Source organism: Pseudomonas sp. PvP001, from assembly GCF_040546375.1.
In the GTDB taxonomy this organism is placed as follows: domain Bacteria; phylum Pseudomonadota; class Gammaproteobacteria; order Pseudomonadales; family Pseudomonadaceae; genus Aquipseudomonas; species Aquipseudomonas coleopterorum.
In genome coordinates this window covers 931,574-948,563 of the sequence record NZ_JBEPNQ010000001.1, presented here as the reverse complement: position 1 = coordinate 948,563, position 16,990 = coordinate 931,574, and the positions used below count along the sequence as shown (strand labels likewise).

Sequence of the window (16,990 nt, the reverse complement as noted above, 5' to 3'; positions counted from 1 at the left end):
TTTGCCAGTGAACGATCCTTTTATTCGACTGGGTCCGCTGATGGACGCAAAGAGTTATCCCGAGTGGGCGCAGAAACTGATCGAAGACTGTGCGCCGAACAAGCGTCGGGTCGTCGAGCATGAGCTCTATGCACGAATGCGCGACAACCAGCTGAGCTCGCGCACCATGCGCCACTACCTGATCGGCGGGTGGCCGGTGGTGGAGCAATTCTCGCTGTACATGGCGCAGAACCTGACCAAGACCCGCTTCGCCCGGCATCCGGGCGAGGACATGGCGCGGCGCTGGCTGATGCGCAATATTCGTGTCGAGCTCAACCATGCCGATTACTGGGTGCACTGGAGCCAGGCCCATGGCGTCAGCCTGCAGGACCTCATTGCCCAGGACGTACCGGCCGAGCTGCATGCGCTCAGCCATTGGTGCTGGCAGAGCTGCGCCACCGATTCGCTGGCGGTTGCCATGGCGGCGACCAACTATGCCATCGAGGGTGCAACCGGCGAGTGGTCGGCCGTGGTCTGCGCCGACGATACCTACGCCCAGGCGTTCCCCGAGCAGAACCGCAAGCGCGCCATGCGCTGGTTGAGCCTGCACGCCCAGTACGACGATGAGCATCCATGGGAAGCCCTGGAAATCATCTGCACGCTGATCGGCAACCACGCCACCGAGGCGCAGCAGACCGAGCTGCGCAACGCCATCTGCAAGAGCTACGACTTCATGTTTCTGTTCCTGGAGCGCTGCATGGCGCTGGAGCAGCAGCGCACCACGACGCTGGACAACAGGGTCGTGGCGTGAAGGCCGTAGTGGCTTGATGAAGGTCTAGCAGGATCACCTCAGGCGGCGCCATGGTTGCGCGACAGGCTGGCTGGCCGGTCGCACGGGATGGCGCCCGTCCTGAGGACACTTTTCACTGGGCGTTGAACGCCTGCCCGTTGATCCCGGCACTGTCGGGTCCCATCAGATACAGGTACACCGGCATGATCTGTTCGGGTAGCGGATTGCGGCCCGGATCCTCGGCCGGGTAGGCCTGCGCGCGCATGGCCGTGCGTGTTCCACCCGGGTTGATGCTGTTGGAGCGTGCGGCGCTGACTCCTTCCAGTTCGTCGGCCAGGGTCTGCATCAGGCCCTCGGTGGCGAACTTCGACACACCATAGGCCCCCCAGTGCGCACGTCCCTTGCGACCGACGCTGCTGGAGGTGAACACCACCGAACCATCTTCGGCCTGCTTGAGCAGGGGCAGCAGCGCGCGAGTGAGCATGAAGGTCGCATTCACGTTGACCTGCATCACCTGAATGAACTCGTCGTCGGGCAGCACGTCGAGGGGCGTTCGCGGACCGATGATCGAGGCGTTGTGCAGCAGTCCGTCCAGGCGGCCGAATGTTTTCTCGATCATCTGCGCCAGTTCGGCGTACTGCGCGGTGTGTGCGCTGTGCAGATCGAACGGGATAACCACCGGCTGGGGATGCCCGGCCGCTTCGATCTCGTCATACACGGCCGTCAGGTTGGACTCGGTCTTGCCCAGCAACAGCACGGTGGCGCCGTGGGCAGCATAGGTTTTCGCGGCGGCGGCGCCGATGCCGCGGCCGGCACCGGTGACCAGTATGACGCGCCCGGCCAGCAGGTCGGGGCGGGCTGAGTAATCGAACATGGGATCTCCTGGAAAAAGGTGGCTCAGCAGCCGCAGAGGGCCTGGTCCAGCACGCGGCGCAGATCGGACGGGTGGTCCACCACCACATCGGCGCCCCAGTGATCGGGGTTGTCGTTGGGGTGGATGTAGCCGTAGCGCACCGCTGCGGTCCTGGTCCCGGCATCGCGGCCTGATTTGATATCGCGCAGATCGTCACCGACGAACAGCACGCTGGCCGGGTCCAGCTCGAGCTTGCTGCAGGCCAGCAGCAGCGGTTCGGGGTCCGGCTTGCTGCGGGTCACATGGTCGGGGCAGATGAGGATGGCCGAGCGTTGTGCCAGGCCCAGTTGCTGCATGATGGGTTCGGCGAAGCGCAGCGGCTTGTTGGTCACTACACCCCAGATCAGCCTGGCCTGCTCGATGTCCGCCAGCAATTGCGCCATGCCGTCGTACAGGTGGCTGTGCACGGCGCAGCCGTCCTGATAGCGTTCGAGGAATTCCAGGCGCAACGCTTCGAACTCCGGCGCCTGCGGCGACAGGTCGAACGCGGCCTGGACCATGGCCTTGGCGCCGCCGGATATCACGTCGCGTACCCGTTGCTCGTCGATGGGCGGCAGCTGGCGCGCAGCGCGCATGGCCTGGCAGATGGCGATGAAGTCCGGCGCGGTGTCGAGCAACGTGCCGTCCATGTCGAAGAGTACCGCTCGAAGGCGCATGCTCATTCCTCGCGAAGGGTCTGGATCATGTAGTTGACGTCGACGTCCGCGGCCAGCTTGTAATGCTTGGTCAGCGGGTTGTAGGTCAGGCCGATGATGTCCTTGACGGTCAGTCCGGCCTCGCGGCTCCAGGCACCGAGCTCGGAAGGGCGGATGAATTTCTTGAAGTCATGGGTGCCGCGTGGCAGCAGCTTCATGATGTATTCGGCGCCGATGATCGCGAACAGGTACGCCTTGGGGTTGCGGTTGATGGTCGAGAAAAACACCTGGCCACCGGGTTTGACCATGCGGAAACAGGCGCGGATGACCGACGAAGGGTCCGGCACGTGCTCGAGCATTTCCAGGCAGGTGACCACGTCGAATTTTTGCGGGCATTCGGCTGACAGGGCTTCGGCAGTGATCTGGCGGTATTCCACTTCCACGCCGGATTCGAGCTGGTGCAGGCGAGCGACCGCCAGCGGCGCCTCGCCCATGTCGATGCCGGTCACCTTGGCGCCGCGCAGGGCCATGGCCTCGCTGAGGATGCCGCCGCCGCAACCGACGTCCAGCACCTGCTTGCCCGCCAGGTTGACACGCTCGTCGATCCAGTTGACGCGCAACGGATTGATGTCGTGCAGCGGCTTGAACTCGCTGTTGCGATCCCACCAGCGGTGCGCCAGGGCTTCGAACTTGGCGATTTCAGCGTGGTCGACGTTGCTCATTGGGTGTCCTCTAAACGTTGTGATTCCAGAATTCGAGAGTGCAGGGGGCTTCAGCCTTCATTGCCCTGCGGCAATGCGCTCGCCCCAGGCGCCGGCCATGTCGCGCAGCCTGTTTTCGTCCAGGCGCGTCAGACGGCCTTCTTCAAGCAGGTGCTTGCCCGCCACCCACACATGGCGGACGCAATTGCGGCCGCTGGCATAGATCAGTTGCGACACCGGGTCGTACACCGGTTGCTGGGCCAGTCCGGACAGGTCGAAGGACGTCAGGTCCGCCGCCTTGCCCACTTCCAGCGAACCGATGTTCGCTTCCATGCCCAACGCACGGGCACCGTTGAGGGTGGCCATGCGCAGCGCGCGATGGGCATCCAGCGCAGTCGCCGAACCCGCCACGGCCTTGGCCAGCAGCGCTGCGGTACGTGTGTCGCCGAGCAGGTCGAGGCTGTTGTTGCTGGCTGCACCGTCGGTGCCAACCGCCACATTGACCCCGGCCTGCCAGAGTTTTTCCACGGGGCAGAAGCCACTGGCCAGCTTGAGGTTGGACAGCGGGCAATGCACGACGTTGCTGTTGCTTTCCACCAGCAGGGCGAGGTCGTCGTCATCCACCTGGGTCATGTGCACCGCCTGGAACCGCGGGCCGAGCAAGCCGAGCCGGGCCAGTCTGGCCAGCGGACGCTCGCCGGTCTGCTGTAGGGCATCGTGCACTTCGCCGGCGGTTTCGTGGACGTGCATCTGGATGGCGGCGTCCAGCTCATCGGCCAGCACGCGGACCTTCTCCAGGTTCTCGTCGCTCACCGTGTAGGGCGCATGGGGGCCGAGGGCAATGCTCACGCGGGGATGGTGCTTGAGGTCATTGAACAGCTCGACGCCTTTGTGCAGCGCCTCGTCCGCATCCCGCGCGCCGGGGATGGGGAAATTCAGCACCGGCACGCTGATCTGGGCGCGCATGCCGCTGGCGTGCACACGCTCGGCGGCCACTTCGGGAAAGAAGTACATGTCCGAAAAACAGGTGATGCCACCCTTGCAGCTGCTCGGCGATGGCCAGGTCGGTGCCGTCGCGCACGAATGCCTCGCTGACCCAGCGGGCCTCGGCGGGCCAGATGTGGCGTTCGAGCCAGGTCATCAGTGGCAGGTCGTCGGCCAGGCCGCGGAACAGGGTCATGGCGGCGTGACCATGGGCATTGACCAGCCCCGGCGCGAGCAACTGTCCGGGCAATTCGCGGATTTCCCGTGCCTGCAGCCGGGCAGCCGCGCTGCGCGGGCCAATGAAGACGATCTGCCCATCACGGATGCCCAAGGCATGCTCCTGAAGCACGACACCGGCGGGCTCGACCGGCACCAGCCAGGTCGGCAGCAGCAGCAGGTCCAGGGCGGTATCGACGTCGGGCATGGCAAGTTCCGGGGGCTTGTGCAGGTGGTGGCGAAGTATACCCGAGCGTCTTGGACGGGGGCTCGCTATAATCGAGCGCTTTTGGCGTCTGAGTACGGAGTTGGGTCATGCGTGATCGATTGTTGGCGGCGGAACGGGTCAAAGCCGTTGATTGGCGAGGTGACGCGTTGCACCTGATCGACCAGCGTGCGCTTCCGGGTCAGGAAGTCTGGCGTGCTTTCGTCGATGTGCCCGGCGTCGCTGGCGCGATCCGCTCAGGCGTGGTGTCCGGGGCTTCGGCGGTCGCCATCTGCGCTGCCTATGCCGTGGTGCTCGCCGCGCGTCTGCATCGCACCGCCGCAGCCGACTGGCGTGCCGCGCTGGACCAGGACCTGCGCCTGCTGGCGGCGATCCGCCCGGCCACGGCCCATCTGTTCTGGGCGCTGGAGCGCATGCGCGAACGTCTGGGCCGAGTGCGCACCGACGAAGACCCGGTGCCGGCCCTGGAAGCCGAAGCCCTGGCCATTCATCAGAGCGATCGCGAAGCCAACCTGACCATGGCCCAGCTGGGCGTCGACGTGATCCGCCGGCACCAGGGCAATCTGCAGACCGTGCTGACCCACGCCAGTGCCGGCGCGCTGGCCAGCGGCGGCTTCGGCACGGCCCTCGGAGTGGTGCGCGGGGCGTTCCATGAAGGCATGCTCGAACGCGTCTATGCCGATGAAACCCGGCCGGGTCTGCAGGGTTCGCGCCTGTCGGCCTGGGAGTTGTCCAGCGAGGGGATTCCAGTGACCGTAAGCGCGGACGCGGCGGCGGCGCACCTGATGAAGAGCAAGGGCATCACTTGGGTGATCGTTGGCGCCGAGCGGATTGCCGCCAATGGCGATATCGCCGGCCCGATCGGCACCTATCAGTTGGCGGTCTGCGCCATGCATCACGGCGTTCGTTTCATGGTCGTGGCCAGCAGCGCGGCGATCGACCTGGCCCTGGAAAGCGGCGAGGACATTCCCTTGCTCGAACGCGATGGTCGCGAGTTGCTGGAAGTGGCCGGAACACGCATCGGCGCCGACGTCGATGCATTCAATCCGATCCACGACGTGACACCGGCCGATCTGATCGACGTGATCGTCACCGAAAAAGGCATCGTCGAGCGACCCGATGCGGCGAAGCTGGCGCAATTGATGTGCCGTCGACGCCTGCATTGAATTCGCCGCAGTGGCAAAACGCTCACTTTTTTCCTCAAGAAAGGTCTGCAAGCGCCGCAGCGCCATGCCAGAGGCTCGATACGACTCGATCAAGGGTCCTGTCAGGGTTTAAGGGGATAGGTGTCTGACGGCGATTGTGCTAACATCCGGCGGTTTTCGGGGGTGCATCGAGGTGCTCCCCCAGCGCCGTCGGTCCAAGGCGTAACTCGTTGATTTGTCGTAAGTCGCCGTTGGCATCGGCCAGCGGTGGCAAGCTTCGTTCTTCTCACAGGGAGGCAACGGAGTTTCACCAGAAAAAGGAATCAGGCTTCTCATGGGCGAACTGGCCAAAGAAATCCTCCCGGTCAATATCGAAGACGAGCTGAGACAGTCCTACCTCGACTACGCCATGAGCGTGATCGTGGGTCGTGCACTGCCTGATGCACGTGATGGCTTGAAGCCCGTGCATCGCCGCGTTCTGTTTGCGATGAGTGAACTGGGCAACGATTGGAACAAACCCTACAAGAAGTCGGCCCGTGTGGTCGGTGACGTGATCGGTAAGTACCACCCGCACGGTGATACCGCGGTCTACGACACCATCGTGCGCATGGCCCAGCCATTCTCCCTGCGCTATCTTCTGGTCGACGGCCAGGGCAACTTCGGTTCCGTGGACGGCGACAACGCCGCGGCCATGCGATACACCGAAGTGCGCATGACCAAGCTGGCCCACGAGCTGCTGGCCGACCTGCACAAGGAAACCGTCGACTGGGTGCCCAACTACGACGGCACCGAGCTGATCCCGGCGGTCATGCCGACGCGTATCCCCAACCTGCTGGTCAACGGCTCCAGCGGTATCGCCGTGGGCATGGCGACCAACATTCCGCCGCACAACCTGGGCGAAGTGCTCGACGGCTGCCTGGCGGTCATCGACAACCCGGACGTCACCATCGATGAGCTGATGCAGTTCATCCCCGGCCCCGACTTCCCGACCGCCGCCATCATCAACGGTCGCCAGGGCATCATCGAGGCCTACCGCACCGGCCGCGGCCGCATCTACATGCGCGCCCGCTCGCACGTCGAGGACATCGACAAGGTCGGTGGTCGCCAGCAGATCGTCGTCACCGAGCTGCCGTACCAGCTGAACAAGGCCCGCCTGATCGAGAAGATCGCCGAGCTGGTGAAAGAGAAGAAGCTCGAAGGCATCTCCGAGCTGCGCGACGAGTCCGACAAGGACGGCATGCGTATCGTCATCGAACTGCGCCGCGGTGAAGTGCCGGAGGTGATCCTCAACAACCTCTATGCACAGACCCAGCTGCAGGCCGTGTTCGGTATCAACATCGTCGCCCTGATCGACAACCGTCCGCGCATCCTCAACCTGAAAGACCTGCTCGAAGCCTTCGTGCGCCACCGTCGCGAAGTCGTCACCCGTCGCACCGTGTTCGAGCTGCGCAAGGCGCGCGAGCGTGGGCACATTCTCGAAGGCCAGGCGGTCGCGCTGTCCAACATCGATCCGGTCATCGCCCTGATCAAGGCCTCGCCGACCCCGTCCGAAGCCAAGGAAGCGCTGGTCAGCACGCCGTGGGAATCCAGCGCCGTGGTGGCGATGGTCGAGCGTGCCGGCGCCGAGTCCTCGCGTCCGGAAAACCTCGATCCGCAGTACGGTCTGCGCGACGGCAAGTATTTCCTCTCGCCGGAACAGGCCCAGGCCATCCTCGAGCTGCGCCTGCATCGGCTGACCGGTCTGGAGCACGAGAAGCTGCTGGCCGAGTACCAGGAGATCCTCAACCAGATCGCCGAGCTGATCCGCATCCTCAACAGCGCCGAGCGCCTGATGGAAGTGATCCGCGAGGAGCTGGAACTGATCCGCGCCGAATACGGCGACGTGCGCCGTACCGAGATCCTCGACTCGCGTCTGGACCTGACCCTGGGTGACATGATCCCGGAAGAAGAGCGCGTGGTGACCATTTCCCACAGCGGCTACGCCAAGACCCAGCCACTGTCCGCCTACCAGGCCCAGCGCCGTGGCGGCAAGGGCAAGTCGGCCACCGGCGTCAAGGACGAGGACTACATCTCGCACCTGCTGGTCGCCAACAGCCACGCCACGCTGCTGCTGTTCTCCAGCAAGGGTAAGGTGTACTGGCTCAAGACCTACGAAATTCCCGAGGCCTCCCGTGCCGCCCGCGGCCGTCCGCTGGTCAACCTGCTGCCGCTGGATGATGGCGAGTACATCACCACCATGCTGCAGATCGATCTGGAGGCCCTGCAGGCCACCGCCGGTGCCGACGAAGAGCTGGACGATGCCGACGACACCGTGCTCGAAGGCGAGATCGTCGAGCCGGAGGAGGTCGCCGAGGCCGCCGAAGGCGAAGACGGCGACACGCCCGAGCTGGTGGCCGAGCCGACCGGTGCCTACATCTTCATGGCGACCGCATTCGGTACCGTCAAGAAGACCCCATTGGCCCAGTTCGCCCGTCCGCGCTCCAGCGGCCTGATCGCGCTCAAGCTCAAGGAAGGCGACACCCTGATCGCCGCTGCCATCACCGACGGCGCCAAGGAAGTCATGCTGTTCTCCGATGCCGGCAAGGTGATCCGCTTCGCCGAAGGCGTCGTGCGTCAGATGGGCCGTGGCGCTCGCGGTATTCGTGGCATGCGTCTGGGCAAGGGTCAGCAGCTGATCTCCATGCTGATCCCCGAATCCGGTGCACAGATCCTCACCGCTTCGGAGCGCGGCTTCGGCAAGCGTACGCCGCTGAGCAAGTTCCCTCGTCGCGGTCGCGGCGGTCAGGGCGTGATCGCCATGGTCACCAAGGAGCGCAACGGCAAGCTGATCGGCGCGATCCAGTCCCAGGAAGGCGAAGAGATCATGCTCATTTCCGACCAGGGCACGCTGGTGCGTACCCGCGTCGGTGAAGTGTCGAGCCTCGGCCGAAACACCCAGGGCGTGACCCTGATCAAGCTGATCACCGACGAGAAGCTGGTGGGCCTGGAGCGGGTTCAGGAGCCATCGGAAGTCGAGGAAGACGAGCTGGAAGAAGGTGTCGAAGGCGTTGAAGGTGTCGAAGCTCTAGAGCCGGACGATTCCGAATTGGCTCAGGGTGACGTCGAGCCCGATGCCGCGGACGAAACGCCCGAGGAGTAAGCTGTAGGGCAGTAGATCGGCGGTGCGGCCTTCGCGGGCAGAGCCCGCTCCCACACATGATTTCCACAGGTATTCACGGATCCTGTGGGAGCGGGGCTCTGCCTGCGAAGGGCGCACCGCCGATCTTCCGACAGACACACCCGGGTCAGCCCCGAATTCAAGCAGAGCGAGAGTGGATGTGAGCAATCGAGCCTTTAACTTCTGCGCAGGCCCCGCTGCGCTTCCCGAAGCCGTACTGCAGCGCGCCCAGGCTGAGATGCTGAACTGGCGTGGCAAGGGTCTCTCGGTGATGGAGATGAGCCATCGCAGCGAGGACTACACCGCCATCGCCGAAAAGGCCGAACAGGACCTGCGCGATCTGCTTGGCGTCCCGTCCAACTACAAGGTGCTGTTCCTGCAGGGCGGCGCCAGCCAGCAGTTCGCCGAGATCCCCCTGAACCTGCTCCCCGAAGGCGGCACGGCGGACTACGTCGAAACCGGTATCTGGTCGAAGAAGGCCATCGAGGAAGCCCGTCGCTACGGCCACATCAACGTCGCGGCCAGTGCCAAACCCTACGACTACCAGGCCATTCCCGGCCAGAACGAGTGGACACTGACGCCCAATGCGGCCTACGTGCACTACGCGTCGAACGAAACCATCGGCGGCCTGCAGTTCGACTGGATTCCGCAGACCGGCGACACCCCGCTGGTGGTCGACATGTCCTCGGACATTCTCTCGCGGCCCGTCGACGTCTCCCAGTTCGGCCTGATCTACGCCGGTGCGCAGAAGAACATCGGTCCCAGCGGCCTGGTCGTGGTCATCGTGCGCGACGACCTGCTGGGCAAGGCCCGCAGCGCCTGTCCGACCATGCTCGACTACAAGATCGCGGCCGACAACGGCTCGATGTACAACACGCCGGCGACCTACTCCTGGTACCTCTCGGGCCTGGTGTTCGATTGGCTCAAGGAGCAGGGCGGGGTTGCCGCCATGGAAGCGCGCAACCGGGCCAAGAAAGACCGCCTGTACGGCTTCATCGACGCCAGCGCGTTCTACAGCAACCCGATCTCGGTCAACGCCCGGTCGTGGATGAACGTACCGTTCCGCCTCGCCGACGAGCGCCTGGACAAGGCGTTCCTGGCCGGCGCCGATGCGCGCGGCCTGCTCAACCTCAAGGGTCACCGTTCGGTCGGTGGCATGCGCGCCTCCATCTACAACGCCCTGGGCCTTGACGCCATCGAAGCGCTGGTCGACTACATGGCGGAGTTCGAAAAGGAAAACGGCTGATGTCCGAACATGAACTCAAGGCCCTGCGGGTCCGCATCGACAGCCTCGACGAAAAGATCCTCGAGCTGATCAGCGATCGCGCCCGCTGTGCCGAAGAAGTCGCACGGGTCAAGATGGCGGCGCTGGCAGAAGGCGAGGTGCCGGTGTTCTACCGGCCCGAGCGCGAGGCGCAGGTACTCAAGCGTGTGATGGAGCGCAACAAGGGGCCGCTGAGCAACGAGGAAATGGCGCGTCTGTTCCGCGAAGTCATGTCCTCCTGCCTGGCCTTGGAAAACCCGTTGAAGGTGGCCTACCTGGGTCCGGAGGGCACCTTCACCCAGGCCGCTGCGATGAAGCATTTCGGCCATGCGGTGATCAGCAAGCCGATGGCTGCGATCGACGAGGTGTTCCGCGAAGTGGTCGCCGGCGCGGTGAATTTCGGCGTGGTGCCGGTGGAGAATTCCACCGAAGGCGCGGTGAACCACACCCTCGACAGCTTCCTCGAGCACGACATGGTGATCTGCGGCGAGGTCGAGTTGCGCATCCACCATCATCTGCTGATCGGCGACAACACCAAGACCGACAGCATCACTCGCATCTACTCCCATGCACAGTCCCTGGCGCAATGCCGCAAATGGCTGGACGCACACTACCCGAATGTGGAACGGATCGCGGTGGCCAGCAACGCCGAGGCGGCCAAGCGGGTCAAGGGCGAATGGAATTCGGCGGCCATCGCCGGCGACATGGCGGCCGGCCTGTATGGCCTGGAGCGCTTGGCCGAAAAGATCGAGGACCGCCCGGACAACGCCACGCGGTTCCTGATCATCGGCAACCAGGAAGTACCGCCGACCGGCGACGACAAGACCTCGGTCATCGTGTCCATGAGCAACCGCCCCGGTGCCCTGCACGAGCTGCTGGTGCCGTTCCATGACAACGGCATCGACCTGACACGCATCGAGACGCGTCCGTCGCGCAGCGGCAAGTGGACCTACGTGTTCTTCATCGACTTCATTGGCCACCATCGCGACCCGTTGATCAAGGGCGTGCTGGAACAGATCAGTCAGGAAGCCGTGGCACTCAAGGTGCTCGGCTCGTACCCCAAAGCGGTTCTCTAACAGAAGGGTTAGCACGCATGACCGATTTCCTTGCCCTGGCCCAGACCGGTGTTCAGCAGCTGTCCCCGTACGTTCCCGGCAAACCGGTGGACGAACTGGCGCGAGAGCTGAACATGGACCCGGCCAGCATCATCAAGCTGGCCAGCAACGAGAACCCGTTGGGCGCAAGCCCCAAGACCCGTGCCGCGATCGAGCGCGAGCTGGCCGAACTCACGCGCTACCCCGATGGCAACGGTTTCGACCTCAAGACCCTGCTGGCTCGGCAGTGCCGCGTGCAGATCGACCAAGTGACCCTGGGCAACGGCTCCAACGACATTCTCGAACTGGTTGCCCGCGCCTACCTGGCGCCCGGCCTGAACGCCGTGTTCAGCGAGCACGCCTTCGCCGTCTATCCGCTGGTCGTGCAGGCCGTGAACGCCGGCGCGCGGGTCGTCCCGGCCAAGCAGTTCGGCCATGACCTGCCCGCGATGCTGGCAGCGATCGACGACAAGACCCGCATCGTGTTTCTGGCCAACCCGAACAACCCGACCGGGACCTGGTTCGGGCCGCAGGCGCTGGAAGACTTCCTGGCGGCGGTTCCGCCCGGCGTGCTGGTGGTGCTCGACGAGGCCTATATCGAATACGCCGTGGGCGGCGACCTGCCCGACGGCCTGGATTACCTGGCGCGCTATCCCAACCTGCTAGTGTCGCGCACGTTCTCCAAGGCCTATGGCCTGGCTGCGCTGCGGGTGGGCTACGGTCTGTCGTCGCCGACCATCGCCGACGTGCTCAATCGCGTGCGTCAGCCATTCAACGTGAACAGCCTGGCGCTGGCCGCCGCGTGCGCCGCGCTGACCGACACCGAATATCTGCAGCGCAGCCGCGAACTCAACAGCGCCGGCATGCAGCAGTTGGAAGCCGGTTTCACCGAGCTGGGTCTGCAGTGGATTCCGTCCAAGGGCAACTTCATTGCCGTGGACGTGGGGCGCGACGCCGGTCCGGTGTTTCAGGGGCTGCTGCGCGAGGGCGTGATCGTGCGCCCGGTGGCCGGTTATGGCATGCCCAATCACCTGCGCGTGACCATCGGCCTGGCCGAAGAAAACAGCCGCTTCCTGGAGGCACTGCGCCAGGTGCTGGCTCGTGTCTGATTTCACGCAATTGCAACTGGGCGCTGCCAGAATAGGCCGCCTGGTGGTAGTGGGATTGGGGTTGATCGGCGGCTCCTTCGCCAAAGGCATCAAGCAGAGCGGCTTGGCCGACGAAGTGGTCGGGGTCGATCTCGATCCACGCTCCTGCCAGCGCGCCGTCGAGCTGGGTGTGGTGGACCGCTGCGAAGTTGAGCTCGCCAGCGCCTGTGTCGGTGCCGATGTGATCCAGCTGGCGGTGCCGATCCTGGGCATGGAGAAACTGCTGGCGGCGCTGGCTCGACTCGATCTGGGTCGGGCGGTGATCACCGATGTCGGCAGTGCCAAGGGCAACGTGGTTCGGGCCTATCGCGACGCCTTTGGCGGCGATCTGTCACGCTTCGTGCCTGGCCATCCGATCGCTGGTTCCGAGCAGAGCGGGGTGGAGGCAGCCAATGCCGAGCTGTTCAAGCGGCACAAGGTGATCCTCACCCCGCTGGCCGAAACCTCGCCTCAGGCGCTGGCCCGGGTCGACGGCCTGTGGCGCGCCCTGGGGGCGGACGTGGAGCACATGCAGGTCGAGCGCCACGACGAGGTGCTTGCCGCCACCAGTCACCTGCCGCACCTGCTGGCGTTCGGTCTGGTCGATTCGTTGGCCAAGCGCAGTGAAAACCTGGAAATCTTCCGCTACGCTGCGGGCGGTTTCCGTGATTTCACCCGAATCGCCGGCAGCGATCCGGTCATGTGGCACGACATCTTCCTCGCCAACCGCGAGGCGGTGCTGCGCACACTCGATACATTTCGCAGCGATCTCGACGCCTTGCGCGACGCGGTCGATGCAGGGGATGGGCATCACCTGCTGGGCGTGTTCACACGCGCCAGGGTGGCCCGCGAGCATTTCAGTAAAATCCTGGCCCGTCGGGCCTATGTGGACGCTATGAACTCCAATGACGACCTGATCTTCCTGGGCAAACCCGGCGGCAGCCTCAATGGCCGCATCCGCGTACCGGGCGACAAATCCATCTCGCACCGTTCGATCATGCTCGGCTCGCTGGCCGAAGGCACTACCGAAGTCGAAGGCTTCCTGGAAGGCGAGGACGCTCTGGCGACCTTGCAGGCCTTCCGCGACATGGGCGTGGTCATCGAAGGCCCGAACCAGGGCCGCGTGACCATCCACGGCGTCGGTCTGCACGGGTTGCAGGCTCCACCGGGGCCGATCTACCTGGGCAACTCCGGGACCTCGATGCGCCTGCTCGCCGGCATCCTGGCAGCGCAGAGCTTCGACACCACGCTGACCGGCGATGCCTCGCTGTCCAAGCGCCCCATGAACCGCGTGGCCAACCCCCTGCGGGAAATGGGCGCGGTCATCGAGACCGCTGCCGAGGGTCGTCCGCCGATGGTCATTCGCGGCGGACAGCGCCTCAAGGCGCTGGACTACACCCTGCCGATGGCCTCTGCCCAGGTCAAATCCTGCCTGTTGCTGGCTGGATTGTGGGCCGAAGGCAAGACCACCACCACCGAGCCTGCACCGACCCGCGACCACACCGAGCGCATGCTGCGTGGTTTCGGCTACCCCGTGCACGTCGACGGCCCCCAGGCATCGGTCGAGTCCGGGCACACGTTGACCGCGACCCATATCGAAGTGCCGGGCGACATCTCCTCGTCCGCCTTCTTCCTGGTGGCCGCTTCGATCGCCGAAGGTTCGGACCTGACCCTGGAGCATGTCGGCATAAACCCCACGCGTACGGGCGTCATCGATATCCTGCGCCTGATGGGCGCCGACATCACCCTGGAAAACCAGCGTGAAGTCGGTGGCGAGCCGGTTGCCGACCTGCGCGTGCGGGCTGCCCGGCTCAAGGGCATCGAGATTCCCGAAGCGCTGGTGCCGCTGGCGATCGACGAATTCCCCGTGCTGTTCGTGGCAGCCGCCTGCGCCGAGGGGCGCACCGTGTTGCGCGGCGCCGAAGAGCTGCGGGTCAAGGAATCCGACCGTATCCAGGTCATGGCCGACGGCTTGCAAGCCCTGGGAGTCAGATGCGAGCCGACGGCGGACGGCATCATCATCGACGGCGTCGGTCACGGGGTGCCAGCCATGGGCGGTGGCGAAGTTCACGGCCACGGTGATCACCGCATCGCCATGGCCTTCAGCGTCGCCTCCCTGCGCGCCAGCGCGCCGATCCGCATCCACGACTGTGCCAACGTCGCCACGTCGTTCCCCAACTTCCTCGGTCTGTGCGCCCAAGTGGGTATCAACGTAGCCGAAGAGGGCAAGTCGTGAACGTGGCGCCAGTCATCACCATCGACGGGCCCAGCGGTTCGGGCAAGGGTACCGTCGCCGGTATCCTGGCCAAGCGTCTGGGCTGGAAGCTGCTCGATTCGGGCGCTTTGTATCGGCTGTTGGCCTACGCCGCACGCAACCACGGCGTGGATTTGAGCAACGAAGATTCACTGAAGGTCATGGCTGCGCACCTGGACGTGCAGTTCATTGCCGCCGCCGATGGCCAGCCACAGCGCATCGTCCTGGAAGGCGACAATGTCACCCGGGACATTCGTAACGAGCAGATCGGCGCCTGCGCTTCCCAGGTCGCTGCCCTGCCAGCGGTACGCGATGCCTTGCTGCAGCGCCAGCGGGCGTTTCAGGAACTGCCTGGCCTGGTCGCCGATGGTCGCGACATGGGCACGGTGGTGTTCCCCGATGCGCCGCTCAAGGTGTTCCTGACCGCGAGCGCCGAGGAACGTGCGCGCAGACGTTACTTGCAGTTGAAGACAGCCGGCAACGATGTTAGTCTGTCGAGTCTGCTAGATGAGATACGTGCACGCGATGAGCGTGACACCCAGCGCGCAGTGGCCCCGCTCAAGCCGGCGGCCGATGCCATACAGCTGGATTCCACGGAGTTGTCCATCGAGCAGGTGTTGGAACGCATCATGAGCGAGATCGCACTTCGCGATATCGCCGGGTGACGAAGAAGCCATACGGGAACCCAGTCAACATCCCGGTGGCTTTCTTTTACTTGAACGAAACCCACGTTGTCTGGAGCGTGGCTGATGGGCGTATGTTTCGCCCAAATCTACAGGAATTAAAATGAGCGAAAGCTTTGCAGAACTCTTTGAAGAAAGCCTAAAAACTCTCAATCTTCAGCCAGGCGCAATCATCACCGGTATCGTCGTCGATATCGACGGTGACTGGGTTACTGTCCACGCCGGCCTGAAGTCCGAGGGTGTCATCCCGCTCGAGCAGTTCTACAACGACGCTGGCGAACTGACCATCAAGGTCGGTGACGAAGTCCACGTTGCGCTGGACGCGGTAGAAGACGGCTTTGGCGAAACCAAGCTGTCCCGCGAAAAAGCCAAGCGCGCCGAGTGCTGGATCGTTCTGGAAGCAGCTTTCGCCGCCGAGGAAGTGGTCAAGGGCGTTATCAACGGTAAGGTTAAAGGCGGCTTCACTGTCGACGTTAACGGCATCCGTGCGTTCCTGCCTGGTTCCCTGGTCGATGTCCGCCCTGTGCGCGACACCACCCACCTGGAAGGTAAAGAGCTCGAATTCAAGGTCATCAAGCTGGACCAGAAGCGCAACAACGTTGTCGTTTCCCGTCGCAGTGTCCTGGAAGCCGAGAACTCCGCCGAGCGCGAAGCTCTGCTGGAATCCCTGCAGGAAGGTCAGCAAGTCAAGGGTATCGTCAAGAACCTCACCGATTACGGCGCATTCGTCGATCTGGGTGGCGTCGATGGCCTGCTGCACATCACCGACATGGCCTGGAAGCGTATCAAGCACCCATCGGAAATCGTCAACGTTGGCGACGAGATCGATGTCAAGGTTCTGAAGTACGATCGCGAGCGTAACCGCGTATCCCTGGGCCTGAAGCAACTGGGCGAAGACCCGTGGGTTGCCATCAAGGCACGTTACCCAGAAAGCACTCGCGTCATGGCGCGCGTGACCAACCTGACCGACTACGGCTGCTTCGCAGAGCTGGAAGAAGGCGTGGAAGGCCTGGTACACGTTTCCGAAATGGACTGGACCAACAAGAACATCCACCCTTCGAAAGTCGTACAAGTCGGCGACGAAGTGGAAGTCATGGTTCTGGACATCGACGAAGAGCGTCGTCGTATCTCCCTGGGCATCAAGCAGTGCAAGTCGAACCCGTGGGAAGACTTCTCTGGCCAGTTCAACAAGGGCGACAAGATCTCCGGCACCATCAAGTCGATCACCGATTTCGGTATCTTCATTGGTCTGGACGGCGGCATCGACGGCCTGGTTCACCTGTCCGACATCTCCTGGAACGAAGTGGGCGAAGAAGCCGTACGTCGTTTCAAGAAGGGCGACGAGCTTGACACCGTCATCCTGTCGGTAGATCCAGAGCGCGAGCGCATCTCCCTGGGCATCAAGCAGCTGGAAGACGATCCGTTCTCCAACTACGTTGCTGTCAACGACAAAGGCGCCATCGTTCGCGGTACCGTTAAGGAAGTTGACGCCAAGGGCGCTGTGATCACCCTGGCCGACGACATCGAAGCCACTTTGAAAGCTTCCGAAATCAGCCGTGACCGCGTTGAAGACGCGCGCAACGTCCTGAAGGAAGGCGAAGAAGTCGAAGCCAAGATCATCAGCGTCGACCGCAAGTCCCGCGTCATCCAACTGTCGATCAAATCGAAAGACGTTGAAGACGAGAAAGAAGCTATCCAGAGCCTGCGCGACAAGCCAGCCACTTCGGATATCGCTGCCGGTCCGACCACTCTGGGCGACCTGCTGCGTGCACAGATGGAAAAGCAGAACTAAGTTCTGTTTGACCTGTAGAAAAAGGGCGAC

The 16,990-nt window shown here is 63.8% G+C and carries 12 protein-coding genes and 1 pseudogene; 9 read left to right on the top strand and 4 right to left on the bottom strand.

What is annotated here, in order from left to right:
* The first annotated feature begins 7 nt into the window (after nt 1–7).
* Complete coding sequence (locus tag ABMD26_RS04295; RefSeq protein WP_122741730.1) at nt 8–790, top strand: iron-containing redox enzyme family protein; 783 nt, start codon at nt 8–10, stop codon at nt 788–790.
* A gap of 112 nt (nt 791–902) precedes the next feature.
* Here the strand turns inward: ABMD26_RS04295 and ABMD26_RS04290 are convergent, their stop codons facing one another.
* The 4 genes and pseudogenes from ABMD26_RS04290 to ABMD26_RS04275 form a co-directional block, all read right to left on the bottom strand.
* Nucleotides 903–1,643, bottom strand: coding sequence for a YciK family oxidoreductase (locus tag ABMD26_RS04290; protein WP_134721478.1), 741 nt, complete (start codon nt 1,641–1,643; stop codon nt 903–905).
* Between the two features lie 23 nt (nt 1,644–1,666).
* Complete coding sequence (gene mupP, locus ABMD26_RS04285; protein WP_354308303.1) at nt 1,667–2,338, bottom strand: N-acetylmuramic acid 6-phosphate phosphatase MupP; 672 nt, start codon at nt 2,336–2,338, stop codon at nt 1,667–1,669.
* 2 nt (nt 2,339–2,340) lie between these two features.
* Nucleotides 2,341–3,039 (bottom strand): bifunctional 2-polyprenyl-6-hydroxyphenol methylase/3-demethylubiquinol 3-O-methyltransferase UbiG, encoded by a 699-nt coding sequence (gene ubiG, locus ABMD26_RS04280; RefSeq protein WP_049860980.1) that lies wholly within the window; start codon nt 3,037–3,039, stop codon nt 2,341–2,343.
* Between the two features lie 57 nt (nt 3,040–3,096).
* Nucleotides 3,097–4,426 (bottom strand): annotated as a pseudogene (locus tag ABMD26_RS04275) (TRZ/ATZ family hydrolase).
* A gap of 107 nt (nt 4,427–4,533) precedes the next feature.
* Here ABMD26_RS04275 and mtnA point away from each other — a divergent pair.
* The 8 genes from mtnA (at nt 4,534) to rpsA (ending at nt 16,960) form a co-directional block, all read left to right on the top strand.
* A complete protein-coding gene (mtnA, locus tag ABMD26_RS04270; RefSeq protein ID WP_354308296.1) occupies nt 4,534–5,610 on the top strand; it encodes an S-methyl-5-thioribose-1-phosphate isomerase in 1,077 nt (358 codons plus the stop codon).
* Between the two features lie 313 nt (nt 5,611–5,923).
* Nucleotides 5,924–8,728 carry a DNA gyrase subunit A gene (gene gyrA, locus ABMD26_RS04265; RefSeq protein ID WP_354308292.1) on the top strand — a complete coding sequence of 935 codons (2,805 nt, stop codon included), beginning with the start codon at nt 5,924–5,926 and terminating at the stop codon, nt 8,726–8,728.
* A gap of 178 nt (nt 8,729–8,906) precedes the next feature.
* Nucleotides 8,907–9,992, top strand: a complete 1,086-nt coding sequence (gene serC / locus ABMD26_RS04260; protein ID WP_354308288.1) for a 3-phosphoserine/phosphohydroxythreonine transaminase — start codon at nt 8,907–8,909, stop codon at nt 9,990–9,992.
* Nucleotides 9,992–11,086, top strand: a complete 1,095-nt coding sequence (gene pheA, locus ABMD26_RS04255; RefSeq protein ID WP_043187723.1) for a prephenate dehydratase — start codon at nt 9,992–9,994, stop codon at nt 11,084–11,086. Before serC ends, pheA begins: the two co-directional genes overlap by 1 nt.
* Before the next feature lie 17 nt (nt 11,087–11,103).
* Complete coding sequence (gene hisC, locus ABMD26_RS04250) at nt 11,104–12,213, top strand: histidinol-phosphate transaminase (protein ID WP_354308282.1); 1,110 nt, start codon at nt 11,104–11,106, stop codon at nt 12,211–12,213.
* The gene (locus ABMD26_RS04245; protein ID WP_502948298.1) at nt 12,206–14,467 is read left to right on the top strand and encodes a bifunctional prephenate dehydrogenase/3-phosphoshikimate 1-carboxyvinyltransferase; all 2,262 of its coding nucleotides are present in this window, start codon (nt 12,206–12,208) and stop codon (nt 14,465–14,467) included. The genes hisC and ABMD26_RS04245 overlap by 8 nt, the downstream gene beginning before the upstream one ends.
* On the top strand, nt 14,464–15,150 hold the full coding sequence (gene cmk / locus ABMD26_RS04240; protein WP_134721471.1) for a (d)CMP kinase: 687 nt from the start codon (nt 14,464–14,466) through the stop codon (nt 15,148–15,150). Before ABMD26_RS04245 ends, cmk begins: the two co-directional genes overlap by 4 nt.
* 121 nt (nt 15,151–15,271) lie before the next feature.
* Nucleotides 15,272–16,960 (top strand): 30S ribosomal protein S1, encoded by a 1,689-nt coding sequence (gene rpsA, locus ABMD26_RS04235; protein WP_049861362.1) that lies wholly within the window; start codon nt 15,272–15,274, stop codon nt 16,958–16,960.
* The last annotated feature ends 30 nt before the right edge of the window (nt 16,961–16,990 follow it).

Excerpts from the sequence above, each read along its gene's own strand:
- ABMD26_RS04290 (WP_134721478.1), bottom strand. The coding sequence starts at position 1,643 with ATGTTCGATTACTCAGCCCGCCCCGACCTGCTGGCCGGGCGCGTCATA.
- mupP (WP_354308303.1), bottom strand. The coding sequence starts at position 2,338 with ATGCGCCTTCGAGCGGTACTCTTCGACATGGACGGCACGTTGCTCGAC.
- ubiG (WP_049860980.1), bottom strand. The coding sequence starts at position 3,039 with ATGAGCAACGTCGACCACGCTGAAATCGCCAAGTTCGAAGCCCTGGCG.
- mtnA (WP_354308296.1), top strand. The coding sequence starts at position 4,534 with ATGCGTGATCGATTGTTGGCGGCGGAACGGGTCAAAGCCGTTGATTGG.
- gyrA (WP_354308292.1), top strand. The coding sequence starts at position 5,924 with ATGGGCGAACTGGCCAAAGAAATCCTCCCGGTCAATATCGAAGACGAG.
- pheA (WP_043187723.1), top strand. The coding sequence starts at position 9,992 with ATGTCCGAACATGAACTCAAGGCCCTGCGGGTCCGCATCGACAGCCTC.
- hisC (WP_354308282.1), top strand. The coding sequence starts at position 11,104 with ATGACCGATTTCCTTGCCCTGGCCCAGACCGGTGTTCAGCAGCTGTCC.
- rpsA (WP_049861362.1), top strand. The coding sequence starts at position 15,272 with ATGAGCGAAAGCTTTGCAGAACTCTTTGAAGAAAGCCTAAAAACTCTC.